The 17623-nt window shown below is 67.3% G+C and carries 16 protein-coding genes; 8 read left to right on the top strand and 8 right to left on the bottom strand.

What is annotated here, in order from left to right:
* Together dmpG and M1D40_RS03815 are read left to right on the top strand one after the other, a co-directional pair.
* Window positions 1-1008 (top strand): 4-hydroxy-2-oxovalerate aldolase, encoded by a 1008-nt coding sequence (dmpG, locus tag M1D40_RS03820; RefSeq protein WP_341394177.1) that lies wholly within the window; start codon window positions 1-3, stop codon window positions 1006-1008.
* Between the two features lie 30 nt (window positions 1009-1038).
* Entirely contained in the window at window positions 1039-2226 is a 1188-nt protein-coding gene (locus M1D40_RS03815; RefSeq protein WP_461170276.1) for a flavin reductase, read from the top strand.
* A gap of 41 nt (window positions 2227-2267) precedes the next feature.
* Here M1D40_RS03815 and M1D40_RS03810 read toward each other — a convergent pair whose 3' ends face one another.
* The 5 genes from M1D40_RS03810 to M1D40_RS03790 all read right to left on the bottom strand — a co-directional run bounded on the left by M1D40_RS03810 (window position 2268) and on the right by M1D40_RS03790 (window position 7536).
* The gene (locus M1D40_RS03810) at window positions 2268-3575 is read right to left on the bottom strand and encodes a TetR/AcrR family transcriptional regulator (RefSeq protein ID WP_461170275.1); all 1308 of its coding nucleotides are present in this window, start codon (window positions 3573-3575) and stop codon (window positions 2268-2270) included.
* A 55-nt stretch (window positions 3576-3630) separates the two neighbouring features.
* On the bottom strand, window positions 3631-4149 hold the full coding sequence (locus tag M1D40_RS03805; RefSeq protein ID WP_341394180.1) for an acyl-CoA thioesterase: 519 nt from the start codon (window positions 4147-4149) through the stop codon (window positions 3631-3633).
* A 58-nt stretch (window positions 4150-4207) separates the two neighbouring features.
* Window positions 4208-5689, bottom strand: coding sequence for an FAD-dependent oxidoreductase (locus tag M1D40_RS03800; protein ID WP_461170274.1), 1482 nt, complete (start codon window positions 5687-5689; stop codon window positions 4208-4210).
* A 147-nt stretch (window positions 5690-5836) separates the two neighbouring features.
* Window positions 5837-6826: an LLM class flavin-dependent oxidoreductase gene (locus M1D40_RS03795; protein ID WP_341394182.1), complete on the bottom strand. Its 990-nt coding sequence runs from the start codon at window positions 6824-6826 to the stop codon at window positions 5837-5839.
* A gap of 224 nt (window positions 6827-7050) precedes the next feature.
* On the bottom strand, window positions 7051-7536 hold the full coding sequence (locus M1D40_RS03790; protein WP_341394183.1) for an SRPBCC family protein: 486 nt from the start codon (window positions 7534-7536) through the stop codon (window positions 7051-7053).
* Between the two features lie 234 nt (window positions 7537-7770).
* Between M1D40_RS03790 and putP the strand changes: the two genes are divergently transcribed.
* Entirely contained in the window at window positions 7771-9282 is a 1512-nt protein-coding gene (putP, locus tag M1D40_RS03785; protein WP_341394184.1) for a sodium/proline symporter PutP, read from the top strand.
* Between the two features lie 139 nt (window positions 9283-9421).
* Here the strand turns inward: putP and M1D40_RS03780 are convergent, their stop codons facing one another.
* Complete coding sequence (locus M1D40_RS03780; RefSeq protein ID WP_461170996.1) at window positions 9422-10384, bottom strand: L-lactate dehydrogenase; 963 nt, start codon at window positions 10382-10384, stop codon at window positions 9422-9424.
* 174 nt (window positions 10385-10558) lie between these two features.
* On the opposite strand from M1D40_RS03780, the gene M1D40_RS03775 reads away from it, so the two are divergent.
* Both M1D40_RS03775 and M1D40_RS03770 read left to right on the top strand, forming a co-directional pair.
* Window positions 10559-11023: a hypothetical protein gene (locus M1D40_RS03775; protein WP_341394185.1), complete on the top strand. Its 465-nt coding sequence runs from the start codon at window positions 10559-10561 to the stop codon at window positions 11021-11023.
* Window positions 11007-11714, top strand: a complete 708-nt coding sequence (locus M1D40_RS03770) for a hypothetical protein (RefSeq protein WP_461170273.1) — start codon at window positions 11007-11009, stop codon at window positions 11712-11714. The genes M1D40_RS03775 and M1D40_RS03770 overlap by 17 nt, the downstream gene beginning before the upstream one ends.
* 33 nt (window positions 11715-11747) lie before the next feature.
* On the opposite strand, the gene M1D40_RS03765 is transcribed toward M1D40_RS03770, so the two are convergent.
* Window positions 11748-12482 carry a GntR family transcriptional regulator gene (locus tag M1D40_RS03765; protein ID WP_461170272.1) on the bottom strand — a complete coding sequence of 245 codons (735 nt, stop codon included), beginning with the start codon at window positions 12480-12482 and terminating at the stop codon, window positions 11748-11750.
* Entirely contained in the window at window positions 12466-14214 is a 1749-nt protein-coding gene (locus M1D40_RS03760) for a gamma-glutamyltransferase family protein (protein WP_461170995.1), read from the bottom strand. Before M1D40_RS03760 ends, M1D40_RS03765 begins: the two co-directional genes overlap by 17 nt.
* Window positions 14215-14400: 186 nt before the next feature.
* On the opposite strand from M1D40_RS03760, the gene M1D40_RS03755 reads away from it, so the two are divergent.
* The 3 genes from M1D40_RS03755 to M1D40_RS03745 all read left to right on the top strand — a co-directional run bounded on the left by M1D40_RS03755 (window position 14401) and on the right by M1D40_RS03745 (window position 17590).
* Complete coding sequence (locus tag M1D40_RS03755) at window positions 14401-15120, top strand: YoaK family protein (protein ID WP_341394189.1); 720 nt, start codon at window positions 14401-14403, stop codon at window positions 15118-15120.
* Window positions 15121-15167: 47 nt separating this feature from the next.
* The gene (locus M1D40_RS03750) at window positions 15168-15722 is read left to right on the top strand and encodes a GNAT family N-acetyltransferase (RefSeq protein WP_461170271.1); all 555 of its coding nucleotides are present in this window, start codon (window positions 15168-15170) and stop codon (window positions 15720-15722) included.
* Between the two features lie 131 nt (window positions 15723-15853).
* Window positions 15854-17590, top strand: coding sequence for an L-lactate permease (locus tag M1D40_RS03745; protein ID WP_461170270.1), 1737 nt, complete (start codon window positions 15854-15856; stop codon window positions 17588-17590).
* The last annotated feature ends 33 nt before the right edge of the window (window positions 17591-17623 follow it).

Genomic DNA, 17623 nt, shown 5'->3' with positions numbered 1-17623 from the left:
ATGAGCAGGCTCTACATCTCCGACGTCACCCTGCGTGACGGCATGCATGCCATTCGGCACCAGTACACGGTGGACCAGGCCGTAGCCATCGCCACCGCACTGGACGCCGCCGGCGTTGCTTCCATCGAGGTTGCCCACGGCGACGGGATCAACGGCTCCTCCTGCGTGTACGGGTTCGGCGCCCACACCGACCTGGAGTGGATCTCCGCGGTTGCCGGCGCCGTCAAGCAGGCCAAGGTGGCCACGCTGGCACTTCCCGGCATCGCCACCATCCACCACCTCAAGGACGCCAACAGCGCCGGAGCCTCGGTGGTGCGCGTGGCCACCCACTGCACCGAGGCGGACGTCTCCGCGCAGCACATCGGTGCCGCCCGGAACCTGGGCATGGACACCGTGGGCTTTCTGATGATGTCCCACATGAGTCCGCCCGCCGAACTCGCCAAGCAGGCCAAACTGATGGAGAGCTACGGCGCCACCTGCGTGTACGTTGTTGACTCCGGCGGAGCCCTGACCATGCCCGGCGTCGCCGAACGGATTGACGCCTTCCGGCAGGTGCTGGACCCGGCCACCGAAATTGGCATCCACGCCCATGAGAACCTCTCGCTGTCGGTGGCAAACTCCCTCACCGCCGTGGAACACGGCGCTAACCGGGTGGACGCCTCGCTGGCCGGCATGGGAGCCGGAGCCGGAAATGCTCCGCTGGAGGCATTCATTGCCGCAGCAGACAAGTTCGGGCTTGACCACGGCTGCAACCTGCCGGCACTGATGGACGCCGCTGACGACCTGGTGCGTCCGCTGCAGGACCGCCCGGTCCGGGTGGACCGGGAAACGCTCTCGCTGGGCTACGCCGGGGTGTACTCCAGCTTCCTGCGGCACGCGGAAACAGCCAGCACCCGCTACGGCATCCCCACCACGGACATCCTGATGGAGCTGGGCAAGCGGCGCATGGTGGGCGGCCAGGAGGACATGATCGTTGACGTGGCCCTGGACCTGCTGGCTCAGAAGTAACCCGTCCAACCGCTTTCGAAAGGAACCACAATGACCGAAATCAGCATGGAGCAACAGCGGCCCCTCACGAGCGATCCGATGGCTTTCCGCAACGTCCTGGGCCACTTCCCCACCGGCGTGGTGCTGATTACGGGCATTACCGCGGACGGTGAACCGGTGGGCATGATCGTGGGGTCATTCACCTCCGTGTCGCTGGATCCGCCGCTGGTGGCGTTCCTGCCCACCGTTGCCTCGCAGACCTTCAGTAAGCTCCGCACCGCCGGTTCCTTCTGCGTCAATGTGCTGGCCGCGGACCAGGAGGACCTGTGCCGCCGCTTTGCGGGCAAGTCCGCGGACAAGTTCGAGGGCTTGTCCTGGCAGTCCTCACCGCTCGGCGCACCGGTGCTGGACGGGGTGGTGGCGTACATTGACTGCACGTTCGACTCGATCAACGACGCCGGCGACCACTACATCGTGCTGGGAGCGGTCCATGAGCTGCAGGTGTGCAGTCCGGTGGCGCCGCTGCTGTTTTTCCAGGGCGGATACGGACGCTTTGCCCCCATGTCGCTGAGCGCCCCCTTCGACGCTGACCTGATTGCCGGCGTCCGGCTGGCGGAGCGGGGCCGGACCGAGATGGAGCGGCTGGCTGCCGATCTGGGGGCCGAGTGCACGGCCATGGCCGTCATCAGCGACCAGCTGGCGGTCATAGTCGCTGCCGCCGGCACGGCAGCGGATCAGGAGGAACGCCTCGGTGAACGCATTCCGCTGATGCCTCCCATGGGTGAACTGTGCCTTGCCTGGGAAGACCCGAAGACCATTGACCGCTGGCTGTCCCGTGCCCTGCCCAGCGACGAGTGCACCCCGGACGAGTACCGGGCGCGGCTGGAAGCAGTGCGCCGGCGCGGCTGGTCCATCACCATGCGCGGCGGTTACCGGGACGAGCAGGTTTTCGAGGCCCTCCGCGAGTATTCCGCGGGCACCTACACGCCGGCCCAGGAACGCGAGATCCGCGAGATCATCTCCCGCACCTCCAACAGCTACGCTCCCGTGCAGCTGGAGGAGGGACAGACGTACGACGTCGATTCCCTGCTCGCGCCGGTGTTCGATGCCGTCGGGAAGGTGCGGTTGGTGCTGCGGATCGCCAATCTGCCGCGCAACGCCGAGGCATCCCGGATCCAGGCGCTGGCGCAGGACCTGTTGGCCGCAGCGCAGGCGATCGGAGCGGTAGCCGACGCCTGAGTTTCAACTCCCGGCAGGAGGTTCAGTTCCCGGCAGGAGGTTCAGTTCCTAGCAGGAGGTTCCGATCCTCCCAGGAACTGGACCGCCGCCCGGTGCAGACCGACGGCCAGCATGTCGGCCAGCAGTCCCGGATCCCAGGTGTGAGCGTCGATCTGCCTGCTGAGCAGCATGCCTTCCAGGAACCGGAAGAGGCACTCGGAAAGACACTCAGCCAGCTCGCTGCGCTGTTCTTCGCTTGCCTCCTCCGGCAGGACCGTGGCGAACCATTCCGTTGTCATAGCCTGCATGTTGGCCATGACAGTCTCCAGCTGCCCGGCACCGACGGAGGCCCGGCTGCCGTCCCGAAGCAGCAGCAGCAGGCCCAGGCGCAGGATTCCGCTTCCGGCAGAGGTTCCCGCGAGGACATCGCGGAGCTGGACGCGAAGCGGCGCAATCCAATCTGCGTTTCCCCGTCCCGGCCGGCTGGCCAGAACCGGCCGGACCGCTTCCCACTTCTGTGAGGCGCCGGCCACCACTTCGGCCACCAGCTCGTCCTTGTCTTTGAAGAACCAGTACAGGGAGCTGGCCGGCAGTGCCGCGCGTTCGCAGACCCGTGCCACCGTGACGCCGTCGTACCCGTATTCGGCGATCACTTCTTCAGCTGCCTGCAGGAAGGCCTGCCGCCCGTTCTCAGCGGCGGGGCGCTCCGCGGGCTGCGGAGGTTCGCGTTCAATGACAATCTCACTGTCTGCAGCCAGTTCGCCCAGGCGGTCCGCCATCGCATCCAGGGACAGCGCCAGCATCCAGACGATGCGGTTTTCATCGAAGTTCCACCCGGCATGCCGCCGGAGGAAATAGCTGTCCCGAACCGCCAGGGTGAGGGTGCCCAGCAGCAGCGATCCGGCGCCCCGCTGCTCCATGAGCTCGGGGAGGCTGGGTTTCCACCAGCGGGCCAGCCAATCGATGCTCTCCCTCCGGATCTGAAGGAAGCGGTCCCTGGCCGGTGCCTCCTGAGGCGGCCGAACCACCGCCAGCTGCAGCCCGAAACGCCAAAAGTCTTCACGGGGCCACTGAAAGATCTGCCCGTACAGGTCAGCACTCCGGTCTTCGCCCGAAGCAAACTCCGGCCACGTGGGAATGACCTGCAGGTGGGCGCCGATGGCCCGTTCCAGGGCCGCCGCAATGAGCTGTTCCTTGTCCGAGAAGTGCCAGTAGATGGAGCTGGCGGACAGGCCGGTGGCTTTCCGGACCATGGAGATTCTGGTTCCCTCGTAGCCGTGGCGGGCGGCAAGGCGCATGGTCTCTTCAAGGATTCGTTCACGGGTCTGTTCGCCCTGCCGGTTTTTCCGGTCCGTCTTGCGCTGCGCCACTACCCACCCAAATGTTTTCCGGTTCGAAACCTGATCGGTTTCGGCCAGTACATCCTTACACAGCCGGCGCGCGCCCGCCCGCCGCGGTCCCGGCCACCGATACCGGTCCGAACACGGAGTCCCCGAGATAGGGCAGCATCAGGGCTTTCTGCTCCGGGGCGATCCGCAGCAGCCGGCCGGTTTCGGCCTCAACGAAGGCGAGCGTGGTTTCCGCCTTGGCACAGATCTGTGCCGTCACCGGATCGCTGATGACGTAGGCGATGGTCAGGCTCGCTGCTTTGAGGGCGCTGATCCAGACGTCGATCTCCGCCGGGATGTTGCGGTAGGTCAGGGGCGAAAGGTACTTCACCCGGTGCTCCGCCACCAGCGCCTGGGTTCCCTCGGGCACGTTGTTGAAAAGTGCGACGGCGGGCTCGCGCCCGGGCCCGCCGGTTCCGCCGGGAGGGCCAAAGGCATGGATCCGGGCTTCCTCGAGAATCCGCAGGATTTCCACGTTGTTCACGTGCCCGTAGGCGTCCATGTCACCCCAGCGCATGCCGACGGAGCACCGGATGACCTGAGGGGTTTCATTCATGGTTCGTTTCTAGCACAAGCTCCCGCTCTTACCGCCCCGGCACTTACCGCTCCCGCACTTACCGCCCCGCCACTGCGGCGGCGGCCGCACCGGCACGCCGGCCAAAGAACGTGCCTTCGCCCAGGGACGTGCCGCTGATATACCCCTGCCCGTAGATCCCGGCGGTGGCGCGGCCGGCGGCATAAAGCCCGGGAACCGGTGCCCCGGAGACGTCCAGGACTTCGCCGTCCAGTCCGGTTCGCAGTCCGCCGAGCGTGAAGACGCTTGCACCGCCCCCGCCGGTGGAACCCGACTCAGGAGCACTCATGCCGCGGCTGACATCGATGGCGGCGAACGGTGCTTCCAGGGGCCGCAGCCACCGCTTGTTTTTGGCGAAGTACGGGTCCTCCCCCGCTGCCGCATGCCGGTTGTACGCGCGTACGGTCTCCGCCAGGGACCCCTCCGGCATGCCCACTTCCTGTTCGAGTTCTTCGATGGTTTCAGCCGCGAAATGCGGAACCACGCCCCAGCGCTCCTCTTCCGGAACTTCCTCGTAGGCCTTCTCGTCGAGGATGACCCAGACGGCCAGGTCCTGCTTGAACAGGGCGGCCTGTCCGAGCAGCCCGGGGTACTGGTCTTCATTGATGAACCGCTGCCCCACGGCGTTGACCAGCATGCCGCGGACCGCCAGCCCCGGGATCAGGGTGATTCCCACCTGGGCGGAGGACATCCGGGCAGTGCCGGCGCCCAGCGCCTGGGCCATGCGGATTCCGTGTCCGTCGTCTCCGCCGTCGCTCGTTACCCCCAGCCCCGTGAGCCGCGGGGCATGCAGGGCCACCATCTCGGCGTTGTCGGCAAAGCCGCCAGTGGTGAGGATGACGCCGCGCCGGGCGCGGTAGGTCACGGTCTTCCCGAAGCGGGTGGCGACGGCACCGGCCACCGTACCGCCGTCGAGGAGCAGCTGCCCGGCGTAGGTATCGGTATGGACCCGGATGCCGGCTTTCTCCACGGCCCCGGACAGTACCTTCATCAGCACTTTGCCGCCGTAGCCTTCCGAGGTAACCCGGTGGCCGCGCGGTGCAGGCTTGGCGAGGCCGGCAAACGGCATGGCGTTTTCACCCAGCCACATCAGTCCGTCGTCGGTGGGCGGCACCCAGGACGGGCTGTCCCACAGCGAGGGCTTGAACGGGACGCCGCAGCTGCTCAGCCACTCGTAGTGTTCCGGGCTGCCCTGGCAATAGACGCGGATCTTTTCGGCATCAGCGTGCGGACCCAGCGCCGCCAGCAGATAGGCCTCCATGTCCTCGGCGGTATCGGTGAACCCGCAGGCCTGCTGGATGGGCGTGCCGCCGCCCAGATAAATCTCGCCGCCGGAATGGGCCGACGAACCGCCTCCCCCTCCGGCCCGCTCCAGAAGAATCACGTCGGCGCCGGCGGCGCGGGCTTCCAGCGCGGCTGCGGCCCCGGCGCAGCCGAAGCCGATCACTAGGACGTCCGTCTCATAGTCCGCCGGGTCCGCCCCGCGGACATCCACCGGTCCTGCAGCTTTTTGCGCGCTCATCGCCGAGCTCCTTCTTTTAGCCGTTGTAGGGGCTACTTAGGCACAGGAAGGAGGAGCACGTACGCGCCGGTCCCGGCCAGCGGGACCGGCGGAGCACGTGTCTCAGTACAGCTGGCGCCGGCAACCTCCCGGCCCCCGGCTGTGCGCTTATGCCCGGGCCAGCTCCGTCACGCCGGCCAGCAGCTCGAAGGAGTGAAGCCGTGATTCGAGGGTCGGCGTCTGGGTGGCGACGATCAGCTCGTCGGCGTCGGCATGGGTGGCGAACCAGTCCAGGTAGTCGCGGACCTCTGCGGGGGTGCCCACCGCCGAGTAGCGCCCCATCTGCTTGACCTGCTGGCCGCCCGGGGACTCCAGGATGAGGTCTGCTTCCTCCGGGGTGAAGGTGCGGTCCCGGCCGAAGAGCTGGGTCACGCGGCGGCGCTGTCCGTCTTCGAACATCTGCCGCGCTTCCTCCGTGGTGTCCGCAGCGATGACGTTCACGCCGGCAATGACGTAGGGCTCCGCCAGCTGCTCGGAGGGCTGGAAGTCGCGGCGGTAAATGGCTACGGCGTCCTGCAGTGCCTGCGGAGCGAAATGCGAGGCGAAGGAGTAGGGCAGCCCCAGGGCAGCGGCCAGCTTGGCTCCGAACAGCGAGGAGCCCAGGATGTACAGCGGCACGTTGGTGCCCTTGCCCGGAGTGGCGTCGATGCCGGAGATCAGGGTGTTGCCGGTCAGGTAGCCCTGCAGTTCCTGCACGTCCTGCGGGAAGCTGTCGGAGGACATGGGATCGCGGCGCAGGGCGCGCATGGTTTTCTGGTCGCTGCCGGGCGCCCGTCCCAGGCCCAGGTCAATCCGTCCGGGGAAGAGGGTTTCCAGCGTTCCGAACTGCTCGGCGATGGTCAGCGGCGCGTGGTTCGGGAGCATGACTCCGCCGGCACCAAGTCGGATGCTCTGCGTGTTGGCGGCGATGTAGCCGACCAGCACGCTGGTGGCCGACGAGGCGATGGTTGGCATGTTGTGGTGCTCGGCGTACCAGATCCGGGTGTAGCCCAGCTTCTCGGCGTGCTGCGCCAGGGCCAGGCTGGACGCGAAGGAATCGCGCGCGGTTTCGCCCTCGTCGATGATGGCCAGATCGAGGATCGAAAGCGGGACAGTCATGGAAATTTCGGCCTTTCGTTGCACGGGTGCCCCGGCTGCTGCCCGGACACGTTAGTTAGGTGCAACCGCAAAGGCCGCTGCCTTATTTCACGCCCGGCAGGTGACGGGCCACACTGCGGACGACGGCGACGGCGACGGCGGCGACGGCGACGGCGGCGACGGCGACGGCGACGGCGGCGACGGCGACGGCGGCGACGGCGACGGCGACGACGGGAGCCGGGCGGTCAGTGGCCGCGGTGCCGCGCCAGGTAACGCGACAGCCGGTCGAAGGAGGAGTTCCATCCCGACTGATGGCCGTCAATCTCCCGGCGGTCGGAGAACGGCCCCTGCCGGAACGTCATGCGCGTCCCGTCTTCGTGCGGTGCCAGGTCCACGGTCATCAGAGTTTCGGCGCTGGCCGCACTTCCGTCCGGTGCCTGCCATTCCTGGGTCATGGCAAGCCGGTTCGGCGGATCGAGCTCGCGGAGGACACCTCCCCACCACAGCTCGTCACCGGTAATCGTGTTGACCATGCAGGCACGGTAGGTCCCGCCCACCCTGTCATCGATGCTCACGCGGTCCGCCGGAACGATGAAGCCTTCAGGCCCCCACCAGTCCGTGGCATGGGACAGGTCGACCCAGGCGTCGTAGACCGCCTGCTGCGGAACCGGGAAGTCCCGGACCATCAGCAGCTCGTTGTCGGAGCCCTGCGGAGATACCGGATCATTCATGGTGCTGCCCTCCCGTCAGCGGACGCCTCCTGTCCAGTGTGACCGTGCGGCGCCGGTTCCGGGATCCCCTTCCCCGGTTCTTCGGCCGGCCGCAGGGAATCCCGCCTGCCCGGGGCAGCACGGGCACAACGCGGCCGGCCCTCGATTTCCCGCGCGGTGTGACCCTTGGCATACTTGGACGGGCCTTCGGGCCGGACCGCGATACGTAACCAGAGTGAACGGCTAAGACAAACAATGACTGACCAGACATACAAGCTGATCGCCATGGCGATCTACATGCTCGCCATGCTGGCGATTGGCTGGTGGGCCTACCGTCGCACCACCGACCTCGACGACTACATGCTGGCCGGGCGGGACCTGAAACCGGGAGTGGCAGCACTGAGTGCCGGCGCATCCGACATGTCCGGCTGGCTGCTGATGGGACTGCCGGGAGCCATCTATGTCTCAGGGCTGGTGGAGGGCTGGATCGCCGTCGGGCTCACCGCCGGCGCGTGGCTGAACTGGAAGTTCGTGGCCCCGCGGCTGCGTTCCTACACCCTGGTGTCGAACAACTCCATCACGGTGCCGAGCTTCCTGGAGAACCGGCTCAAGGACCGCTCCCGGGTGCTGCGCGTAGTTTCGGGCCTGATCATCCTGGTCTTCTTCACCTTCTACGTCTCCTCCGGGATGGTGGCCGGCGGCGTGTTCTTCGAGAGCTCCTTCGGCTCCAGTTACCTGCTGGGCATGCTGATCGTGGCCGGCGTAACCATTGCCTACACCCTCTTCGGCGGTTTCCTCGCCGCCAGCTACACCGACGTCGTGCAGGGCCTGATGATGCTGGCCGCACTGATCATGGTGCCGCTGGTCGGCCTGTCCCAGGTGGGCGGGTTCGGCGGCATGACCGATTCGCTGCGCGAAATCAACCCGGACATGCTGGATCCGATCGCCGGCGGCACCGTCGTCGGCATCATTTCCGCCCTCGCCTGGGGCTTAGGCTACTTCGGCCAGCCGCACATCATTGTGCGCTTCATGGCCCTGCGCTCCCCCGCTGATGCCAAGGCGGGGCGGCGGATCGGCGTGGGCTGGATGCTCCTGACCGTGGTGGGCGCCGTCATGACCGCCCTGATCGGCGCCGCGTACTTCCAGCAGAACAACCTCACGCTCAGCGATCCCGAGGCCGTGTTCCTGGAGCTGGCGCAGATCTTCTTCCATCCTCTGGTGGCAGGCTTTGTCCTGGCCGCCGTGCTGGCCGCCGTCATGAGCACCATTTCCTCGCAGCTGATCGTGACCTCTTCGGCGCTGGTGGAGGACCTGTACAAGATCGCGCTCAAGCGCGATGCCTCCCCGCGCTCCATGGTGATGCTCGGCCGCATGGGCGTGCTGCTGGTGTCGGTGATTTCCATCCTGATTGCCCTGGACCGCAATGCCTCGATCCTGGATCTGGTCGGCTTTGCCTGGGCCGGGTTCGGAGCTGCCTTCGGCCCCACCATCCTGCTCGCGCTTTACTGGCGCCGTCTCACGACGGCCGGCGCACTCACCGGCATGATTGCCGGTGCGGCCGTTGCCTTCCTCTGGGGCACCTTCGAGATGCCGGGCATCCTGGGCGATGTCTACGAGATCATTCCGGGCTTCCTCATTAACCTGCTGCTCACCGTGGTGGTCAGCCGGTTCACCTACAAGCCGTCCGCTGAGATCGACGCCGAATTCGACGACGCCGTGCGAATTTCCAAGGACGGCGCCGCACCGGCAGAGCCCGTCCGCGCCTAGTTCCGCGCCCGCCTTTCGCCAAGGCACGACGGCGGGAAACACCCGGATTCCGGGAGTTTCCCGCCGTCATCTGCGTTAAGGCCATCTGCGTTAAGGCCATCTGCATCAAGGCCGCCACAGCGCAGGTCATGGCTCCCGCTTAAACGCCAAGCTTTGCCAGGGTGTCCTGCAGGGTCTCGGCGGAGTCCTGCAGCTTCTTGGTTTCGGCCTCGTCCAGCGGCATTTCCAGCATTTCGTAGACCCCGTTGATCCCGACGATCGACGGCAGTGACAGCGCCACGCCGCTGATGCCGTATTCCCCCTGCAGCGAGGCCGACACCGGCAGCACGGCGTTTTCCGCCTGCATCACCGCTTCCACAATCCGGACCCCGGCCAGGCCGATGGCATAGTTGGTGGCGCCCTTGCCCTCGATCACCCGGTAGGCCGCGTTGACGACGTCGTCGGTCACCGCGTCGAGGTACTCCTGGGTAAAGAGCTGCCGGCCGCTGATCTTCCAGTCCCGGATCGGGACCGGACCAATCGAGGCGTTGGACCAGACCGGGAACTCGGAGTCACCGTGCTCGCCGATGATGGTGGCGTGCACGCTGGTCATCAGCACGTGCGCTTCCCGGGCCAGCAGGAGCCTCAGGCGGGAGGTGTCCAAAACCGTCCCGGACGAAAAGATCCGGTTCCGCGGCAGCCCGGAGACCTTTTGGGCGGCCACGGTCAGCACGTCGCAGGGGTTTGTCACCACGATATAGACGGCGTCCGGAGCCTGCTCCATCAGCTGCGTCATGAGCTTCGAGATGATGTCCACGTTGACCCCGGCCAGCTCCAGGCGCGTTTGTCCCGGTTTCTGCCTGGCTCCCGCCGTGATGACAATGACGTCCGACCCGGCGAGCGCCTCGATGTTCCCGCCGCCGGTCACCGTGTTCGCGCCGGTGAACTGCGTGCCGTGCGCCAGGTCCAGGCCCTCGGCCTCGGCGCGTACGGCGTCTATGTCGTAGATGGCGATTTCCCGCGCCGCGTCCCTGACAATGGCGGCATAGGCAAGCGACGTTCCCACGCTTCCCGCCCCGACAATTCCCAGCTTGGTAACCGGTCTGGTGGTGATGTTGGCCATGGCTTGAGCCTCGCTCACGGTTGGAGGATCCCCCTTCCTAGCAATGGTAGGCGCGGGCTTCGGGCATGGGAACGGGTGCCTCCGGGAGCCCGCGGCCACCGGGAGAAAAAGCCGGGAGAAGGATTTGTCATCAGGGGGTTTACAGACGCCGCTCCGGCGCGCACACTCGAAACCATGATCAGTCACCCCCGGGATGACAGCGCGGTATCCGCTCCGAACACAGCCGCTTGGGACAGCACCCTGTCCCACCGGCCGCAGGAGGAACGCGCCGCCGCTGCCGCCCGTTTTGAAGCCGCCGGCTTGTCTGCGGCGCAGGTTCAGTCAGTGCTGGCCGACGGCGGAGACCGCCTGTACGCGGCCGCTGCCGCCGGCGAACCGGACTGGCCGGCTCCCTTTGGCGGCACCCTCGCCGTCGCCCTTCTGGCGGCCGAAGTTGGAGCCCTGGCGGCGCAGCTCGGCCGCAGGGCTTCGGGCGTCCGCTCCCTGGCAGCAGCCCATCTGCTGGAGGATTTCAGTGCGGTCACCGTCGCTGAGGAGCTGGGCGTGTCCCGGCAGAAAATATACGAAATCGCCCGGGGTGGCCTGCGCGGCCCGCACCTGGACACTGTTCCCTGGAGGTCCCGTGAAATCGATCAATGAGCGCGTCTCGCTGCCGGACGCCCAAACCCACTACCTCGTCCATCCCCTGGATATTGAGCCGGCCCGGAGGCCGTTCATCATTTCGTGGGTGCTCGGCATCTTGGGCTCGCCCCAGGTGTTTGCCGCGGCCGCGGCCCTCATGTGGGTCCTGACCAACAGCTTTGTCGTTCCGTTTATTGCCGCCGGTTCGCTGCTGCTCTTTGCCAATTTGGCCTCGGCCTACTATCGGCGGAGCGCCTGGGGATTCATCCCGGGCAAACGCAGGGACAGCGACCGCCCGCTGCGCGGACTGAACCTGCTGGCTGCGGTTCTCCAGGCGCTGGCGCTGGCCGCCGCCGTGATGCTCCTGATCCTGTGGTTCGCCAACCGCGAGGTGTCCCCCGAAGTCGCAGCCTTCGCCGCCGGCACCGTGTGCGCAGTGGCAGTCCTCATGGCCGCTGATGTGGTGGTGACCGCGCTGCGGACGCGCAGCGGGGCAGCCGTCCTGGCACCACTGGTGAATCTGCTGGCCGTTGCCGCCGTGTCCTGGTGGGGGTTCCTGGTTATCGCCGGGCGGACCGGGCCGCTGGACTGGTCCACCGCCGTCGCCGGCGCCGTGGTGCTGCTGGTGGTCTGGGGCATCTGGCTGGCCTGGACTCTCTGGCAGCGGCGGCGGATTGCCCGCGGCGGTTCGGCTGCCGCCGCGGCCTAACCTCCCGCCGTGCGGTGCTGAGGGCGACCGCGGTTAGTCCGCGGGGGCGGCCGGGCTGAACCTGCTCAGGTAGCCGGCGCGGGACTGGGTGACGTGGGCGGACATCAGGTCCTGGGCCCGCTCCGCGTCGCCGGAATCAATGGCAGCCATAATGGGCCGGTGCTCGCTCCAGGAGTCCTTGCCGCGGTTGTCGACGTCGGCCGCGTACAGCCACTCGATTTTGCCTGCCAGCTGGCGCAGCAGTGCCGTCAGCGAGCGGCTGTCAGCCAGGTCCGCCACCGCAAGGTGGAACCTGACATTGAGTTCGGGCAGTTTTTCCAGGTTCCCCTCGGCTACAGCCTGGTCGCCGGCGGCGAGGATCTCGGCGATCCTGCCCCTGAAGGTCCACCACTCGCCGTCGGGGGCTCCGGCGGAAAGCTGCCGGGCCGCGCGCTCGGCGGCACGGCGCGCCGTGGCTGTTTCGACAACTGTCCGCACAGCAAAGAGGTCGTCGGCCTCCTCCGCCGGAATGTTGGACACGGTGGACCCGGCATAGGGCCGGGACTCGACGAAGCCTTCGACTTCCAGCGTCCGCAGCGCTTCCCGGACCGGAACCCGGGAACTGCCGTACTTCCGCGCCAGCGCCGCCTCGGTGATCCGCAGCCCCGGGGCCAGGACACCAAAGATGATGTCCCGCCGGATTTCGTCCTCGATCCGCTCCTTGGGAAGCGCGCCGCCGGCTGCTGCTTCAGCTTGCCGCTCAGTATGCCGCTTAGCGTCCTGCTGCATATCCCTGCGCTCCCCGTGGATTGGCGGCGGCCTTCAACAGGCCGGTTTCGGGGTCGCTGACCACCGAGGACAGCCGTCCCAGCGCCCAGTCCCCCGCCCGGGTGACTACGTGCCCGCGGCGCTCCAGCCCCTCGATGACGTCATCTCCGAGCCGGTCTTCCACCACGGCGCCGCCGGGAGTCCAGGTGCGCGGGTAGAAGGAGCCGGGGATGGAAGTGGTGTGCAGGGCCGGTGCGTCCACCGCCTGCTGCGGCGAATACCCGCCGACGAGCGTGCGCAGCAGATACAGCAGCTGCCACTGGTCCTGCTGGTCTCCGCCGGGTGATCCCAGTGCCGTCACCGGCTTGCCGTCCTTGAGGACCAGCGTGGGCGTGAGGGTGGTCCGCGGCCGTTTGCCTGCGGTGAGGGTGGACGGGGCGCCGTCTTCCAGCCACGTCATCTGCAGCCGCGAGCCCAGGCAGAACCCCAGCTCCGGAATGGTCGGCGAGGACTGCAGCCAGCCGCCGGAGGGCGTTGCGGAGATCATGTTCCCCCATTGGTCCACGACATCCACGTGGCAGGTGTCCCCCCGGGTCTCCCCCGTGGGCATGACGGTGGGTTCACCCACGCCGGCGAACGCTGTTTGGCCGGCCAGGGCCGGCGCAACATACTCGGTGCGCAGCGGCGGCAGGAACGGGGTGTGTCCGGGCACCTTCCCGGGACGGAAGTCATGCGAGGCCCGGTCCGTGATCAACGCCCGGCGCTGCGCCGCATACTCCTCGCTGAGTAGGTACTCCATGGGGACGTCGGCGTCGCCGTAGTACGCCTCACGGTCGGCAATTGCCAGTTTCTGAGCTTCCAGGATGGTGTGCGCGCCGAGCTCGGTGGAAGGGTCCAGATATTCGTCGCCGAAGCCGGCAAGGATCGCCAGGGTCTGCAGGAGGGCGGGCCCCTGCCCCCACGGTCCGGTTTTGGCGATGGTGTGTCCGCGGAATTCGTAGGTCAGAGCGGGTTCATAGGCGGCGCTGCCGGCGGCGAAGTCCGCCAGCGTCATGATCCCGGCGTGGTCGGCCCCGGAGGAATGCCGGTGCGGAACGGACAGGAACTCCACAGCTGCCCGGGCCACGAATCCCTCGCGCCACTCGCGGCGGGCGGCGTCGATGCGCTCTTCGCGGGTTGCCTCCGGAGATCCGGCTGCCGCCAGCCGGTCCAGGACCGCCGCGTAGGCCTCATTGCGGATGAGTTCCCCGTCCGCAGGAATCCGCCCGCCCGGCATCCACTGTGCGGCGGACGTGGGCCAGTGTTCCGTGAACAGTTCGGCCACGGAGGCGATCGTGGTCCCCACCCGCCCCACCATGGGATGCCCGTTGCGGGCGTAGCCGACGGCGAAGGCCAGCACGTCGGCCAGCTCCCACGTGCCGTGGTCGCGCAGCAGCAGCAGCCAGGCGTCGACGGCGGCGGGCACTGCCGCGGCCAGGGCGCCGGCACCGGGCACCAGCTCCAGGCCCTCGGAGCGGTAATGCTCCGGCGTCGCCGCCGCCGGAGCGGCCCCCTGGCCCATGAGCACGACCGGCTCGGACGGGTTCGCGGCGGTGACGAAGACTCCGGTCATGTCTCCGCCCGGCCCGTTCAGGTGCGGTTCCACCACATGCAGCACGAAGCCTGCGGCCACCGCGGCGTCGAAGGCGTTGCCGCCGCGTTCGAGGACCGCCTGGGAAGAGGCCGTGGCCAGCCAGTGCGTGGACGCGCTCATGCCGAACGTGCCCTGCAGTGTGGGACGGGTGGTGAAGGAATCGGGTGCAGTGTAGGTCACGGTGCGGGTCTTCCTGTCAGTGAGGAGCGGGGCCTTCAACCGGTTTGAATACGATCGACGCTGCGCCCAATGCTTCGTATACAGTTACCTACTTCACATGCGTTAAGCAATACGAGGAGCCTGTCCGTGAAGAAGCGATTGAATGCGGTGCCCACCGATCGGGTCCATCTGTGGTTGATGCTGGCGCTGACCTTCTCCACCGGTGTGGTGGACGCCGTTGGCTACCTCGGGCTGGACCGGGTGTTCACCGGAAACATGACGGGTAACGTCGTGCTGCTGGGCATGGCCTTCGCCGGGGGTGCGGACCTCCCGATCCTGCGGCCCACGCTTGCGCTGATCTTCTTCATGCTCGGTGCCGCCCTGGCGGGGAGGATGCTGCGCAAGAGTCCCGCGGGCTGGTCCTGGCGAACTTCCATCGCCTTGATCGTGGTGGCCGGCGGACTGACGGCGCTGGCAGTCTTTGTGGCGGTGGCCGATGTCCAGGGCAACGAAATCCTGGGCAGCATCACCACCTCGTCCATGGCCGCGGTAATGGGTGTCCAGGCCGCCACCGCCAAACGGCTGAAAGTCGCGGAGATCACCACCGTGGTGGTGACCTCGACGATCACCGGACTGGCTTCCGATTCAAAGCTGGCCGGGGGCGACAGCCAGTTCTGGCAGCGGCGGGCACTGGCCGTCGCACTGATCCTGGCCGGCGCCGTCGCCGGGGCCGCGGCGCTGAAGGTCGGGCTGTGGCTGGGCCTGGCCATTTCCGCCGCGCTTTCCATTGCGGTGGCGGCAGCGGGCTACGTGCGGCACCACCGCGAGCGCCGGGCAGACGCGGAATCGGCAACCGAAGCCGGGTAGAGCCGGTCCCGGTATGCCGGTTGCCGTTCCTGCCTTAAAGTTGATCCATGCCAGCACAGGATGTAGCCGATTGGACGCCGGTCCACACCGACCGGCTGATCCTCCGCCGCCCCGAGGGAACCGATGAAGCAGCGGCCCTGGACCTGCATACCGACCCGCGGACCAATGTTCACCATCCCGCTCCGGGCACTGTTACCCGGGCGTCCACGGCGCGGATCTTCCATGAAATCGGGCTGCACTGGTACCGGCACGGCTTTGGTGTCTGGGCCGTGTCCACCCGGGAGGATCCCCGGACGCTGATCGGTTTCACCGGGCTGTCACACCGTCTCGTGCAGTCCCGTCCCGCGCTGAATCTCTACTACCGGTATATCCCCGAGGTCTGGGGCCGGGGTTACGCGACGGAGGGTGCCAGGGAAGCTGTGCGGCTGGCGGATACGCTGCTTCCGGGACTGCCCGTCATTGCCTACACCACGGTGGACAACATCGGTTCCCAGCACACGGCGCTGGCCGCCGGACTGATCCGGCGCGAGGATCTCGACGTCGACCGCGGCAACTACATTGACGTCCACCTTGCCCGGGGCTGGTATTCCGACCCCCTCTGACTTCCCTCCCCGTCAAGGCCGCACAGGTTACGGCGGGTATTTCCCCGGTACTACCCGCCGGGGCCGAAGGGCCGTCCTACGCTGAGTCGTGGACGAGTGTGCCGCCGCCCGGCGCGACCCGGAGGGAAACCATGGAAACGTTCACCCCCACAACCGATGCCGTGGCCAACAGCCTGACGCTGTCCGCGCTGCTCGCCCTCGTCCCCCTGCTCGTGTTCTTCCTGCTGCTGGCCTTCGCCAAGACCAAGGCGTATGTAGCCGGGGCGTGGGCGCTGCTCTCAGCTCTGGTGATCGCCGTCCTGGGATTCGGCATGCCTGTCGGGCTGGCCCTTTTGTCCGCCACGCAGGGCGCGGCCTTCGGCCTGTTTCCCGTTGTCTGGATCATCGTGATGGCCGTCTGGCTGTACCAGGTCACGGTGCTCAGCGGCCGGTTTGAGGACCTGCGCCGAGTCTTCGACGCCGTTGGTGGCGGAGATCTGCGTGTCCAGGCCATTCTCGTGGCCTTCTGTTTCGGCGGCCTGCTCGAGGCCCTGGCGGGCTTCGGGGCGCCGGTCGCCATCACGGTGACCATGCTGCTGGCCCTGGGCATCGCACCGGTGCGCGCGGCCGCGGCGGTGCTGGTGGCGAACACCGCCCCGGTCGCGTTCGGTGCCCTCGCCATTCCGATCACCACCGCAGCCAACCTGACCAACTACACCGGAGAGGAAATCGCCTCGGTGGTGGGGCGGCAAACTCCGCTGCTGGCCTTCTTCATTCCGCTGGTGCTGCTGTTCATCCTGGACGGCGCCCGGGGTGTGCGGGACTGCTGGCCGGTGGCCCTCGTCACCGGCGTCGTCTTCTCCATTGCCCAGTTCCTCTGCTCAAACTACTTTTCCTATGAACTCACCGACATCGTCGCCTCCCTGGTCGCGATGGTTGCCGCGGTGGGTTTCCTCCGCGTCTGGCATCCGCGAAACGGACAGGAAGCCGGCACCCGGATGAACGCGGAGCTCGCTGCTGCCCGCGCGTCGGGCTGGACGCCGGCCGGGGCGGGGTCCTCCGACATCGGCACCGCCACAACCGACACGGCAGCGGACCGGCTCACCCCCGGCCGCGCCTGGATGGCCCTGTTTCCCTACGTCTTGGTGATTGCCGTCTTCGGCGTGGTGAACCTGTGGAGCTGGGGCGTGGATATTCCCGAGGCCCTGGCCCGGACCAACATCAAGATTCCCTGGCCCGTGCTCCACGACGCCCTGCTGGACGGCAGCGGGCAGCGGCAGTCCTCCACGGTCTACAACTTCGAATGGCTGATCAGCCCCGGAACCCTGCTGCTGATCAGCGGACTGATCGTGGCGGTGGTCTACTCGCGGTTTAACGACGGGGGAAGGTATCCGCTGACCGTGCGCACGGCGGTCACCGAAATTGGGCGTACAGCGGTCCGGATGCGTTCGGCGGCCCTGACCATCCTGGCCGTGCTGGCGCTGGCCTACGTCATGAACTTCTCCGGGCAGACGGTGTCCATCGGCACGTGGCTTGCCGGCACCGGTGCCTTCTTCGCGTTCCTGTCCCCGGTCCTGGGCTGGATCGGCACCGCAGTGACCGGCTCGGATACCTCCGCCAACGCCCTCTTCGCGAAGCTCCAGGAAACAGCCGGCGCGCAGGCCGGCATTGATCCGAAGCTGATGGTCGCCGCCAATACCGGCGGCGGGGTTATGGGTAAGCTGATCAGCCCGCAGAACCTGGCCATCGGTGCTGCCGCCGTCAACATGAGCGGGCAGGAGTCAGTCCTGTTCCGCAAGGTCCTCGGCTGCAGCGTGGGACTGCTGCTGATCCTGTGCGTCATCGTCTTCCTGCAGTCCACGCCGGTTCTGGGGTGGATGCTCCCGTAGGCGCACCGGCCGGACTGTGCATGCGGAGTTTCC

It is taken from the genome of Arthrobacter sp. Z1-15, from assembly GCF_054792395.1.
This window is presented reverse-complemented; position numbering and strand designations above follow the sequence as displayed.